The following is a 12,134-nucleotide window of genomic DNA, read 5'->3' as shown; positions in this document are numbered from 1 at the left end:
AACTAACCCCTTACTATAAATGCACCATTAAATTTACCACTCCTAGCGTAATCTCTTGCCTCATCTTCGCTTCTAAATCCATTCAAAAATACGCGATAAATCGTATCACCATCTACGCTAAATGTCCTAACCACAGAGCGGTAGCCATCTATACTTTGATGTTCTCTTTGGTATCTTTGTGCTCCACTTTGGTTTTTAAAAGCACCGATTTGAACCATAAACTCACCACCAACTACACTAGTCTCAGCCGACATAACAATACCTGTGCTTTGAGATTTGCTCTTTTGTGTTTTAGCTGTAGAATCGATGCCAATATCAGCGTCAAATCCTATAACTTCCATACTCACCGGTGCCGTTCCAACCCCGATCACATCAAGCTTTGTCGCTGCAGCTTTTGATAGATCTATTACGCGATTTGCTACGAAAGGTCCGCGATCGTTTATACGAACTATGACTGATTTATTATTTTTTAAATTTGTAACACGTAAAATTGTATTCATTGGCAGTGTTTTGTGTGCTGCTGTCATGTTATACATATTATAAATTTCGCCATTTGATGTCTTTTTGCCATGAAAATTTGGTCCATACCAGCTAGCTATACCACTTGCTTTATCGCCAACACTAACAATAGTCGGATAGTATGTCTTGCCATTTATTGTATATGGACGCATTGTGGCCTTTTGTACAGCTTTTGAGTTGTTTATCTTTTCGTTTGTTGGGCCGGTTGGTCCTGGATTAAATGGTGCCCCAATCCACGAGCAACCTACTAAAAGTAGTCCGATCGCTATGCTAAATACTAATCTAAGGTATGACAATGTTTGCTCCGATATTTAGATCCGAACTAGCCATCGCATTTGCCTCCTTTATATCATCAACTTTTACATTAAATTTTTTCGATATGCTTACCAAAGTATCGCCATTTTGCACGATATATTTTTGATTTTTATTACTTTGTGTAACTGGGATTATTAGCTTTTGATTATATGCGATTGCATTTGTTTTTAGTTCATTGTATTCACGTATAGCACGATGGCTTATGCCTGTTTTTTTAGATATATGAAAAAGTGTATCACCCTTTTTCACGACATATGTATAGAAGTGATTTTTGTTATAGCTTGGCTTAAAATTTGTTGCAAAAAGTTGCTTTTTATTTTCAGGAATATATATATAATAATCCTTTAAATTTGGTGGTGTAAATACAAATTTAAGATGTGGATTATTATCTTTCATCTTTTTTACACTTAGCCCAATGCTATCTCCAACTTGAGCCAAATGAGTTCCACCGGGAATCTGAACCTTTGCAAGTTTTAATCCACCAGTTGCGTTAAGTAATGATGAATCGCTTGATGAGAGCAACCTCTCTGCATCTTTTGCGATATATGCTGCTCTTAAAATTTTAACAACAAAGCGTCTAGTCTCTTTTGGAAGATATTTTTTATCTTCATCTAAAAGCACGGCTATATCGTTAGTGCCCGCCTTTTGTATCGCTCTAGATAACGCACCTTCACCGCAGTTATATGCCATCACGGCAAGATACCACTTTCCAAATTTATCCTTCATCGAACGCAAATATGTCGCTGCAGCTTTTGTCGAAGCTATAGGGTCTTTTCGCTCATCAACGTATTCATTTACTTTTAGTCCGTGAAGTCTAGCCGTGCGTTCCATAAATTGCCAGATCCCAACTGCTTTTGCTTTTGATGTCGTATGCGTCTCAAACCCAGACTCAATCATCGCCAAATAAAAAAATGACTCCGGAATACCAGAAGTCTTTATATGGGTTTTTATCATAGGAATATACATATATCCATTTTTTAATGCATTTGCAAAATTCCTAATGTGTGTATTTTGCATACGATATTTTGCATCAATATAGCTCTTAGTTTTCATAAAGCTAGGGTCTATATCAAGCTCTTTTAAAATTTTTGCTTGGGTATTGTATGAACTATGCTCAGAAGTATTTGCAAATAGTGTTAAACTACAAACAAAAAGTAAAAAAATCTTAAGTATGGCTTTCATTTATATCCTTTTTCGTCAAAATAGACAAACTTATGCTCACGCAGACAGATCCACAAAGCATTTAAATAGTCTCTTGGCATTACTTGAAGTAAGATCTTCAATCTCATCAAGCGAAAGACTTAAAATTTCAGCTATCTTTTTAGCAACAAATTTTGTAAATGACGGTTCATTTCTCTTGCCACGGAATGGTTCTGGCGTAAGATATGGTGCGTCAGTCTCTATTAGTATCTTATCTCTTGGTATTTTTGGTAAAATTTCAACTAAATTTTTAGCATTTTTAAAAGTCAAAACTCCGCCTATACCAAAATAAAAATTACCAAGATTAGCTAATTCTAAAAGCAATGGTGATGCGTTATAACAATGCAAAACCGCCCCAGCTTTAAGATGTGGTGCGTAATCTTTTAAGATACTAAAACTATCCTCGTTAGCATCGCGTATATGCAATATAACGGGTTTTTGTAACTCAACAGATAAATCAAGTTGAGCTATAAAAACACGTTTTTGCTCCTGTTTTTCGATAAATTTTTCACTTTCATCTTTTGGTAAACGAAAATAATCAAGCCCACATTCACCCACTGCAACACATTTGTCGTCTTTCGCAAATTCACGCAAAATGCTCTCATCAAAGCCGTCTTTGTCATATGGATGAACGCCAACTGCAAAATATACATTTTTATTTAAGTGCGATATTTTAACAGCTTTTGGTAAATAAGAGATATCGGCTCCGGGTATAACTACGCCTAAAACGCCATTTTCACGAGCCCTAGCGATAACTTGCAAAATGTCATCATCATAACTTTTATCATCTAAATGACAATGCGTATCTATGATCACTAAACGATCTCCACGCGGTTACGACCGCCCTCTTTAGCTCTATAAAGTGCCTCATCCGCCATCTCAATAATCTCATCTATACTATGATCGTGTAACCCAAAAGCAACACCTATAGATACGGTAAATTTAATGCTTTCACCCTTATATTCTAGGCTACTTGCAGCGATCTTTGCCCTTAAATTTACAAAAAATTTAATAGCATCTTCACGAACAATATCTTTAAGCACTATACAAAACTCTTCTCCGCCAAATCTTGCAACAATATCGCTATTTTTTGTCTCGTCTATCATCTTTTTAGCTAAAAATTTAATAACTTTATCGCCACACTCGTGTCCACGAGTATCATTGATCTTTTTGAAAAAGTCAACGTCAATCATCGCCAAAGCATAATTTTCTTGTGTATCTTCGATTGATTTTAGATAAACGCCCATATCTTCATAAAAATATCGTCTATTTGAAACGCCGGTTAGAAAATCGCAGTTGGCGAAATTTGCTATTTGATTTATATTTTCTATCGCCTCAACAATGTTATTCACACGACATGTTAGTTCCTCTTTACCAAATGGTTTTGCGATAAAATCATTTGCTCCATTCTTAAGAAACATCGCTGCTGTTCCTTCGTCGTCTATCGGAGTCATTGCGATTATTCCGAGTTGAGTTTTATTATGCTCACGTCTAAGTTCTCTAAGCAGTTCAAGCCCATCTTTAACCGGCATCCGATAATCTGTTATTATCAAATTTATATCTGGATTGTCATTAAAATAATTCATCGCCTCTTCGCCGTGAGCCGCCGCAAATACCTGAAATTGTAATCCCTGAAGCGTCTTTTTTATATTATTCCTAACAGAGATGGAATCTTCAACAACCATAACTTTATATTGGCTATTTTTACTAAGGCGATTTATAATCTGAAATATATAATTTATATCATCCATATTGCCTTTATAAATATAATCTACAATATCTTTATGTATAAAATTCTTCTTTGTGTCATCGTCGATACTCCCTGTCAAGACTATACAAGGAAGTTCTTTTGATATAACATAATCAACAATCTCGCCATTTGGTGCGTCTGGCAAATTTAAATCAAGCAATGTTATAAAATAATAACCGCTATTTTCTAAAAATTTCTGTGCTTCAGCAAAAGAGTGTGCCACATCTATAAACATCTCTATATTTTCTTCCATCTTTTTAGCAATTAGTTTTGCTAAAGCCTTATTGTCTTCAACGATTAAAATTCTATTTTTTTCCATTACCTTAAATATCCAAATTATAAAAATTTTAAGATTGCTGATTTTACCATTTTTTTCTTGGGTGAAAATAAATTTTGTTTACAAGCCATCTTTCATAAGTCCTTTTGCAAACTCAACCGCTTCATTGCTAACATACTCACCACTTATCATACGAGCCAGTTCCTCAACCCTTTCATCATCTCGTAGCTCCCTAACACTCGATATTTCACCGCTTTTTTCCACTAAAAAGTGTGTGTCTGCTTTTGAGCTAAGTTGTGGTTGATGGGAGATAGCAAAAATTTGATAAAATTTAGCTAGTTTTAGTAAAACATTTGCAATACTCATTGCCTCTTTACCGCTTAAATTTGCGTCTATTTCATCAAGGATTATCACACCACTTCCAGAGTTTGTTATCTGCGTCTCAGTGGCTATAAACGCAAGGCGAAGACGGTTTAGCTCACCTGAGCTTAAATTTTTAAGATTAGTTTCATTTAGCTTTAAACTTACCTCATCAACACCAAGGGAATCCATATTTTTAATGCCTATTTCAAGGTTAATATCATCCATATAAAGCTCTTTTAGATACGAGTTTATAAGGTTTTCAAGCTCTTTTAAATTTTTCACTCTTGCAGCCGAGAGCTTGTCTGCAAGACTTGATACCTCAGCTTTTAGTCTGTTAAATTTATTTTCTAGCTCGCTCTTTTCAAAACTGATATTTTCATATCTATTTAGCTCATCTTGACGCTTTTTAAGCACTACCAAAGTCTCTTCTATACTGCCATATCTATGCACAAGTGAGTTAAGTGCCTCTATCCTATCAAGCACTTTTTCCACATCTATCTCATCTAAATCCTCCAAACTCAACCCATCTCTCAGTACGCGTAACTCATTCATCGCCTCTTCAAAAAAACTCGCATCTATATCGCTTATATGAAGTGCGTCTAATACTGCACGTTCGGTGTTAAATACCACATCTGCCCTAGCCCACGCCTCGTTTATCTTATCTTTTTTACTAAGGCGTTTTTTCACATCCATTAACTCCTCAAACTCCCCTACTTTTGGGCTTATGCTCTCTATCTTTGAGATCTCAAAACTAGCAAATTCTTTTAGCTCTTCAACTCTTTTTTCATCATCTATTAATCTATTTAGCTCACGTGATACGACCGAAAATTCTCTAAATTTGTCCCCAAACTCAGTGAGCAAACTTTTAAATTTACCATCTTTCTTGCTCTCAAGTTCATCTAAAAGATACAAAAATCGCTCATTTTCAAACTCATTTATCTCTTTTGCAGAGAGATATTTAATATGTTCTCTTGCAATTTGTGCTAAATTTTTCTTTGAAACGGACTGTGAGTTTATAAAATACCGAGCCGACTTATCACGCAAAAGCTTAAAAGTATTAATATCTTCATTTTCTATGCCAAACTCACTCATCTGAAATTTATGCTCCACATCCGCTTCAATCACTCTCGCGTCAACATCCTTTAGTCCAAATACGCCCATTATCGCACTCATCAGTACCGACTTACCGGCACCACTCACACCTGTAAATACACTCAATCCTTGTTTAAAATTTAGCTCAACATTTTCAAAATTTAAATAATTTTTAACTAAAATTCGTTCAATCATTGTAACCCCAGTGTAGTTTCTCTTTTAGAATTTGAAAATAATCACGCCCCAAATGTCGCACTAACCGTGCAGTTTTCTCGCTTAACCTAACGCTTACGAGATCTAAGTTTGACATCTTAAAGCGATCTTGTCCGTCAATAACAAGTACCGCCGCACTCACTGTCTTAAACGCTACCTCAAAATACCCAGGCAACACGACAGGACGCTGAGTTAGTGAATGCGAATTTATCGGCGTTACGATAAAAACTGGGCTTAGTGGATAAACAATTGGTCCATTTGCACTCATATTATAAGCAGTTGAACCAACTGGCGTCGTTGCCATTATCCCATCGCCAAAATATGAGTTAAAGTGTTTGCCATTTAAACATGCTTCAATATGTGTAACCGCACAGACTTTTTCACCCACTATAACAGCATCATTAAAGGCTACTTTTCGCACTATTTCGCCATTTTTTTTATGAAGTGCGACATCTAGCATAAACGGCGTTTCTATACTAAATCTACCTTCAAAAAATTCTGCAAAAAACCTCTCGCATTCACACATCGTCGTATCTGTCAAAAATCCAAGCCGTCCTGCGTGGATACCTAGTACAAATGGCGAAATCTCCGCAGTTTTGCGACAAAGCGAGATGATTGTGCCATCTCCGCCAAGCGATATAAGTAGTTCGCACTTTTTAGCCAGTTCTATCTCTGTGTATCCGCTCTCATTTAAGCTTAAAGCCTTGCAAATGCTATGTTCTAGCACTAAATTTATACTAAATTTAGCCAAAATCTCTTTTAAAATTTTTATATTTTTAGGCAGTTCAGGCGTGAGCTTTGCAACAAGTCCAATATTTTTTATACTTTTTACATCTAAATTTTTCATAGTATGGATTTTACCAAAAATTTAATGTGATTTTTAAATTTTTATAACAATAGTGATAAATTTTTGGCTAATCTTAGCAAATAAAAAGCAAATTTTTAGTAAAATTGGCTATTTTTAAATGATTTTATAAGGAGTTTGAATGCGAAGTCATTATTGTACTGAGCTTGACAGTAGCGACATCGGCAAAGAGGTAACGCTTTGCGGTTGGGTAAATACTTACCGAGACCACGGTGGCGTTATATTCATTGACCTTAGGGATCGCACAGGGCTTATCCAGCTAGTTTGCGATCCAGCTGATAGCAAAGAAGCACATGAAGTAGCCTCAAAGGTGCGTGATGAGTATGTTTTAATAGTAAAAGGCAAAGTAAGGGCTAGGGGTGAAGGACTTGTAAATCCTAGATTAAAAACAGGTGAGATAGAGATCGTTGTAAGCGAGTTTGTAGTGGAAAATCCAAGTGAAGTTCTACCATTTAGCATAGGTGATAGTGCCGTAAATGAAGACATTAGGCTAAAATACCGCTTTTTAGACCTACGCAGTGATCGTTTGCAAAATATCTTTAAAATGCGTTCAAAGGCTGCCATAGCAGCTAGAAACTCACTTGATAAGATGGGGTTTTTAGAGTTTGAAACACCGATTTTAACACGTGCTACACCTGAGGGTGCAAGGGATTATTTAGTGCCAAGCCGTGTTTATAATGGACAATTTTATGCATTACCACAAAGCCCGCAACTTTTTAAGCAGCTTTTGATGTGTTCTGGATTTGATAAGTATTTTCAGATAGCAAAGTGCTTTCGAGATGAGGATTTACGTGCGGACAGACAGCCTGAATTTACGCAAATTGATGTTGAAATGAGCTTTGTAGAGCAAGAAGATATCCTAAATATGGCTGAAAATATGCTAAAAGATGTATTTGCCGCTTGTGGATACGAGATAAAAACTCCGTTTCGTCGTATGAGCTACAAAGATGCGACTGAAACCTACGGTAGCGATAAGCCAGATCTCAGATATGATCTAAAAATGATAGATGTTATTGATATTTTTGCTCACTCAAGCAATGAAATTTTTAGCAAAATCGCTGCCGAGCCAAAGAAAAACCGCATAAAAGCACTCAAAGTGCCAAATGGCGATAATATCTTTAGTAAACGCGAAATGAATAGATTTGAAGAGTTTGTCAAAAGTTTTGGTGCACAAGGGCTTGGATATTTTCAGATGAAAGAGGATGGGTTAAAGGGTCCACTTTGTAAATTTTTCGCTCAAAGTGACCTTGATGATATAATCGCTCGTTGTGAACTAAAAGTCGGTGATGTCGTATTTTTCGGTGCTGGAAAGAAAAAAATAGTTCTTGATTATATGGGTAGATTTAGAATTTTCTTAGCTGAACAAATGGGTATCATAGATAAGGATAAGATGGAGTTTTTATGGGTGCTAGATTTTCCTATGTTTGAACAAAATGATGATGGCAGCTACTCTGCGATGCACCATCCATTTACTATGCCTAAAAATATAGACGAACCAGACTTAGAAGATATCCTTTCAATCGCTCATGATGTTGTATTAAATGGCTTTGAGCTTGGTGGCGGTAGCGTGAGAATTCACAAAAATGACATTCAGCAAAAGGTCTTTAAGCTACTTGGCATTGACGAGGCTGAGCAAAGGGAGAAATTTGGTTTCTTGCTTGATGCACTTAGCTTTGGAGCACCACCACACGGTGGTATCGCTATAGGCCTTGATAGACTTATAATGTTAGCAACAAAATCAACAAGCATACGCGATGTCATAGCATTTCCTAAAACACAACGTGCTCAGTGTCTTCTCACAAAAGCACCGAGTAGACCGAGCGACGAACAACTACGTGAGCTTGGACTTAGGATAAAAGAAAAAGAGTATAAGGCTTAAGATATGTCGTCATCACATAGTGGCTTTAAATTTAAAGGACAAAATATGAAAAAACTATTTTTAATAATCGGTGCACCAGGTAGTGGAAAAACTACAGATGCGAGTCTAATCGCACAGCAAGATAGCAAATACGCACACTTCTCAACAGGAGATCTATTGCGTGAAGAGGTGGCAAGTGGTTCAGAGCTAGGCAAACTCATAAATAGCTTCATCTCAAAAGGCAACCTTGTCCCACTTGAAGTAGTCGTAAATACGATAATCTCGGCCATAAAGGGCTCAAACAAAGAAAATATCATCATAGATGGATACCCACGAAGTGTAGAGCAGATGCTTGAGCTTGACAAGGTTTTAGTAACGCATAATGAGATCTCTTTGCGTGGCGTTATAGAGGTAGATGTGAGTGAGAACGTCGCACGTGAGCGTGTGCTGGGTCGTGCTAGGGGAGCTGATGATAACAACGAAGTATTTAATAACCGTATGAAGGTCTATCTAGAACCGATAGAGGCAATACGTAAATTTTATAAAGAAAAAGATCTGCTTCACGTTATAAATGGTGAACGAGATATAGAGTCAATAGTAGCTGATGTAAAAAACGTAATAGAAAATTTATTATAACTCCCAAAATAGGTCGTAAGAGTGGCTTACGACCTATTTGCCATACATTTATGATATCTTTAATATAATAAACATTGAATAAATTTAAAAACAAGGAGATGTATGAAAAAATTAGCATTATCAGCATTAGTTGTGACCTCACTTTTTGCAACAGGTGGCTTTGTGGGTAAGGGCAGTGCAACACTTGTGAGCATCAAAGAGGCTTTAAATTTAAAAGATGAAGCGCCAGTTATACTAGAAGGCAAGATAAAATCACAGCTTCGTGCAGAGCATTATGAATTTGTAGATAAAAATGGTGATACGATAGAAATTGAGATAGATGATAAAAAATGGGGTGATATAAAAGTAGATGAAAACACATCGATACAGATAATCGGAGAGGTAGATAAGGACTTTACTAAAACAACAATAGATGTAAATTCACTAAAAATCTTAAAATAACTCTGCAAGGTTAGCCAAATTTAGCTAACCTTTTAACACAAAATAAGCCTTTTATCTGTATAATAATGCAAATTTATTATAAGGATAACAAATGGATATTTCAAAAATAAAGGTAGGTTCAAACCCTGATAAAATCAACGCCGTCATAGAGATACCTTACGGCTCAAATATCAAATACGAGATAGACAAAGATAGTGGTGCTGTAATGGTTGATAGGGTGTTATATTCTGCTATGTTTTACCCTGCAAACTATGGCTTTGTGCCAAATACCTTAGCCGATGATGGCGACCCAGCGGACATACTCGTGTTAAACGAATACCCACTCCAAGCTGGTAGCGTTATCAAGTGCCGTTTAATAGGTGTTTTAGTAATGGAAGATGAAGCAGGAATGGACGAAAAACTCCTAGCAGTGCCAATTAACAAGATAGACCCAAGATATGAAAGTATAAACTCATATACAGACTTGCCTACTGCAACACTAAATAAGATCAAAAATTTCTTTGAAACTTACAAAATACTTGAGCCAAATAAATGGGTAAAAGTCAAAGAATTTAAAGATGCTAAAGTGGCGGAAGAAATTTTAGAAAAAGCTATCAAAAACTATAAATGATAAAATAAAGCCCTATTTTAGGGCTTTTAAGGCTAAAATTTGAATAAATTTATAATAATTTCATTTATGTGTGTTATGGCATTTGGTGCTTCATCGGCTAATAATTATAAAGTTGGTGGCAAAAATGATGGGCTTATAGATATGCATGGCAGAAATAGCCAAAACTATGGTGGATTTTCAAACAATTTTAATAACAAAAAAAGTAACACTTTTATGCCAAAAGATAGCAAAAAATCGGAACAGAACTTAACAAATTTAAATAAATAATCAAATTTTTACCTTTTACTAAGTAAAATTAGTGAAAATTTTATATTTAAATAAGCTAAAATCTTGTATAATCACATTTCATTTTAACTTGATGGGTTCATAGCTCAGTTGGTTAGAGCATCCGGCTCATAACCGGATGGTCCCAGGTTCGAGTCCTGGTGAACCCACCACATTTCTTAAAAACTCCCAAAATTTAAAGAAATATTGTATCAAAATACACAAACAGAACTAAATGCAGGAATAAAGTAAGACGCTAGTGCAACGCTAAAACGTGGAGAGATGACTAAAAATATGAAGCTTGCAAACAAAGAGATAATAAAGATAATAAAGTAGAGTGCAAGATATACGAAATGGGCGTTATCGTGCTAAAAACCGAGTTTTTGAAAAAGGTATAATCAAATTTTATGGCTAAAATATCCACATAAACCAAAAACAAATTTAAAGTATTCTAAAATTTTACATATTAAATTTTAAGACCAAACATAATAAAATTTCATATCACTTTGCACTAAACATAGCATAAAGTTACTATTCTCTTATAGCGAACTACTTTTGCATAAATATTCAATTTTCCATAAATTTAGAATTAAAGCTTTATCTTGACCGAGCGATACATAGGATCAAACCTAAAAGTTAGCAAATTTTGTAGTATCCCAAAAAGCACTATAAATGTAACAAAACTACTACCGCCATAGCTAAAAAATGGCAATGGAACCCCTACGACAGGAGCATACCCTATAGTCATAGAGACATTTACGCCAACATAGATAAATATCAGCACCGCAATCCCAGTAGTGATAACCTGCGTGAAATGATCGCCCTTTAATCCATAGTTAAGACTTAAAAGATGAAATATCAAAGCACCATAAAGGCTAAGCAATCCCAAAGCACCATAAAAGCCGAAACGCTCTATATTATAAGCAAATATAAAATCACTCGTCGCAATTGGTAAAAATTTAAAATGCGTCTGTGTTGCCTCATCCTTTGGCTTACCGCTAAGACCACCACTGCCGATAGCAATAATGCTCTGCTTTACGTGATAACTAGGCTCTTCTGCGATAAAATCATGAATACGCTTTTTTTGATAATCGTGCAAATTTTCATACATTATAGGAGCCAAACACGCCACACTAACAAATATCGTAAACCAAATTTTTTTATTAACACCGATGACAAAAAGCACCGCATATCCAACTAGCAAAAGTATGAGTGCAGTGCCTAGATCAGGCTCTTTTAGTATCAAAACAAATGGTAAAAGTATATAAAAGCTAAGGCGTAAAAAATCCTTTAATCCATATCCATCGACATCAGGAGGACGACGTTTTATCAGATAACCAAGCATTAGCAAAAAGGCTGGCTTCATTATCTCAGACGGCTGAAGTGTAAAATGAACAAATGGAATTTCTAGCCACCTTTGAGCACCAAGTTTACTAACGCCAAATATATCAACGCTTATTAAAAGCACGATATTTATCCAATAAAATAATGGTATAATCCACTCAAGTCTACGAATCGGTGTCAAAAAAAGTATAAAAAACGATAAAAACCCTATACCAAAATAAACAAGCTGTTTATTTGCTAATGTTTCATTAGCTTCAGATACCAAAATATATGAAAATACAATAATCGGAATAATCAAAAAAAACTGTAAAAAGTCAAAATGTGATAAAATACGGCGATCTAATCTAATCAAGTGTAGGCCTTTTTGATTGGATTATAACATAAACA

The 12,134-nt window shown here is 35.5% G+C and carries 12 protein-coding genes, 1 tRNA gene and 1 pseudogene; 7 read left to right on the top strand and 7 right to left on the bottom strand.

Features of this window, described 5'->3' with window-relative positions:
* Window positions 1-2: 2 nt before the first annotated feature.
* The 6 genes from KDE13_RS04715 to KDE13_RS04690 form a co-directional block, all read right to left on the bottom strand.
* Window positions 3-815: a septal ring lytic transglycosylase RlpA family protein gene (locus KDE13_RS04715; RefSeq protein WP_229203843.1), complete on the bottom strand. Its 813-nt coding sequence runs from the start codon at window positions 813-815 to the stop codon at window positions 3-5.
* The gene (locus tag KDE13_RS04710; RefSeq protein WP_212142981.1) at window positions 802-2,016 is read right to left on the bottom strand and encodes a lytic transglycosylase domain-containing protein; all 1,215 of its coding nucleotides are present in this window, start codon (window positions 2,014-2,016) and stop codon (window positions 802-804) included. The genes KDE13_RS04715 and KDE13_RS04710 overlap by 14 nt, the downstream gene beginning before the upstream one ends.
* 36 nt (window positions 2,017-2,052) lie before the next feature.
* On the bottom strand, window positions 2,053-2,850 hold the full coding sequence (locus KDE13_RS04705) for a TatD family hydrolase (protein ID WP_212141318.1): 798 nt from the start codon (window positions 2,848-2,850) through the stop codon (window positions 2,053-2,055).
* The gene (locus tag KDE13_RS04700; RefSeq protein ID WP_212142980.1) at window positions 2,850-4,103 is read right to left on the bottom strand and encodes a GGDEF domain-containing response regulator; all 1,254 of its coding nucleotides are present in this window, start codon (window positions 4,101-4,103) and stop codon (window positions 2,850-2,852) included. The genes KDE13_RS04705 and KDE13_RS04700 overlap by 1 nt, the downstream gene beginning before the upstream one ends.
* A 78-nt stretch (window positions 4,104-4,181) precedes the next feature.
* Entirely contained in the window at window positions 4,182-5,711 is a 1,530-nt protein-coding gene (locus KDE13_RS04695; protein ID WP_212142979.1) for an AAA family ATPase, read from the bottom strand.
* Window positions 5,704-6,576, bottom strand: coding sequence for an NAD(+) kinase (locus KDE13_RS04690; RefSeq protein ID WP_212142978.1), 873 nt, complete (start codon window positions 6,574-6,576; stop codon window positions 5,704-5,706). The genes KDE13_RS04695 and KDE13_RS04690 overlap by 8 nt, the downstream gene beginning before the upstream one ends.
* A 139-nt stretch (window positions 6,577-6,715) precedes the next feature.
* On the opposite strand from KDE13_RS04690, the gene aspS reads away from it, so the two are divergent.
* The 7 genes and pseudogenes from aspS to KDE13_RS09760 all read left to right on the top strand — a co-directional run.
* Window positions 6,716-8,473, top strand: a complete 1,758-nt coding sequence (gene aspS / locus KDE13_RS04685; protein WP_212142977.1) for an aspartate--tRNA ligase — start codon at window positions 6,716-6,718, stop codon at window positions 8,471-8,473.
* Window positions 8,474-8,518: 45 nt separating this feature from the next.
* Complete coding sequence (locus tag KDE13_RS04680; protein ID WP_212140985.1) at window positions 8,519-9,088, top strand: adenylate kinase; 570 nt, start codon at window positions 8,519-8,521, stop codon at window positions 9,086-9,088.
* 102 nt (window positions 9,089-9,190) lie between these two features.
* On the top strand, window positions 9,191-9,529 hold the full coding sequence (locus tag KDE13_RS04675) for a NirD/YgiW/YdeI family stress tolerance protein (RefSeq protein ID WP_212141323.1): 339 nt from the start codon (window positions 9,191-9,193) through the stop codon (window positions 9,527-9,529).
* 91 nt (window positions 9,530-9,620) lie between these two features.
* Complete coding sequence (gene ppa, locus KDE13_RS04670) at window positions 9,621-10,139, top strand: inorganic diphosphatase (protein WP_212142976.1); 519 nt, start codon at window positions 9,621-9,623, stop codon at window positions 10,137-10,139.
* A gap of 39 nt (window positions 10,140-10,178) precedes the next feature.
* Window positions 10,179-10,406, top strand: a complete 228-nt coding sequence (locus KDE13_RS04665; RefSeq protein ID WP_212140842.1) for a hypothetical protein — start codon at window positions 10,179-10,181, stop codon at window positions 10,404-10,406.
* A 93-nt stretch (window positions 10,407-10,499) separates the two neighbouring features.
* Window positions 10,500-10,576 (top strand) — tRNA-Ile (locus KDE13_RS04660).
* Between the two features lie 82 nt (window positions 10,577-10,658).
* A pseudogene (locus KDE13_RS09760) lies at window positions 10,659-10,801 on the top strand (PhnA domain-containing protein); the annotation flags it as partial.
* A gap of 191 nt (window positions 10,802-10,992) precedes the next feature.
* On the opposite strand, the gene KDE13_RS04650 reads toward KDE13_RS09760, so the two are convergent.
* On the bottom strand, window positions 10,993-12,099 hold the full coding sequence (locus tag KDE13_RS04650; protein WP_212142975.1) for an FtsW/RodA/SpoVE family cell cycle protein: 1,107 nt from the start codon (window positions 12,097-12,099) through the stop codon (window positions 10,993-10,995).
* Window positions 12,100-12,134 lie beyond the last annotated feature (35 nt).

This window comes from Campylobacter anatolicus, from assembly GCF_018145655.1.
Classification (GTDB): domain Bacteria; phylum Campylobacterota; class Campylobacteria; order Campylobacterales; family Campylobacteraceae; genus Campylobacter_A; species Campylobacter_A anatolicus.
Note: the sequence above shows the minus strand (reverse complement) of the source record. Positions and strands in the feature narration are given on the sequence as shown.

Bases quoted from the DNA above. Each gene is read 5' to 3' on its own strand.
- KDE13_RS04675 (WP_212141323.1), top strand. From the start codon at position 9,191: ATGAAAAAATTAGCATTATCAGCATTAGTTGTGACCTCACTTTTTGCA.
- ppa (WP_212142976.1), top strand. From the start codon at position 9,621: ATGGATATTTCAAAAATAAAGGTAGGTTCAAACCCTGATAAAATCAAC.
- KDE13_RS04700 (WP_212142980.1), bottom strand. From the start codon at position 4,103: ATGGAAAAAAATAGAATTTTAATCGTTGAAGACAATAAGGCTTTAGCA.
- KDE13_RS04690 (WP_212142978.1), bottom strand. From the start codon at position 6,576: ATGAAAAATTTAGATGTAAAAAGTATAAAAAATATTGGACTTGTTGCA.
- KDE13_RS04695 (WP_212142979.1), bottom strand. From the start codon at position 5,711: ATGATTGAACGAATTTTAGTTAAAAATTATTTAAATTTTGAAAATGTT.
- KDE13_RS04680 (WP_212140985.1), top strand. From the start codon at position 8,519: ATGAAAAAACTATTTTTAATAATCGGTGCACCAGGTAGTGGAAAAACT.
- KDE13_RS04710 (WP_212142981.1), bottom strand. From the start codon at position 2,016: ATGAAAGCCATACTTAAGATTTTTTTACTTTTTGTTTGTAGTTTAACA.
- aspS (WP_212142977.1), top strand. From the start codon at position 6,716: ATGCGAAGTCATTATTGTACTGAGCTTGACAGTAGCGACATCGGCAAA.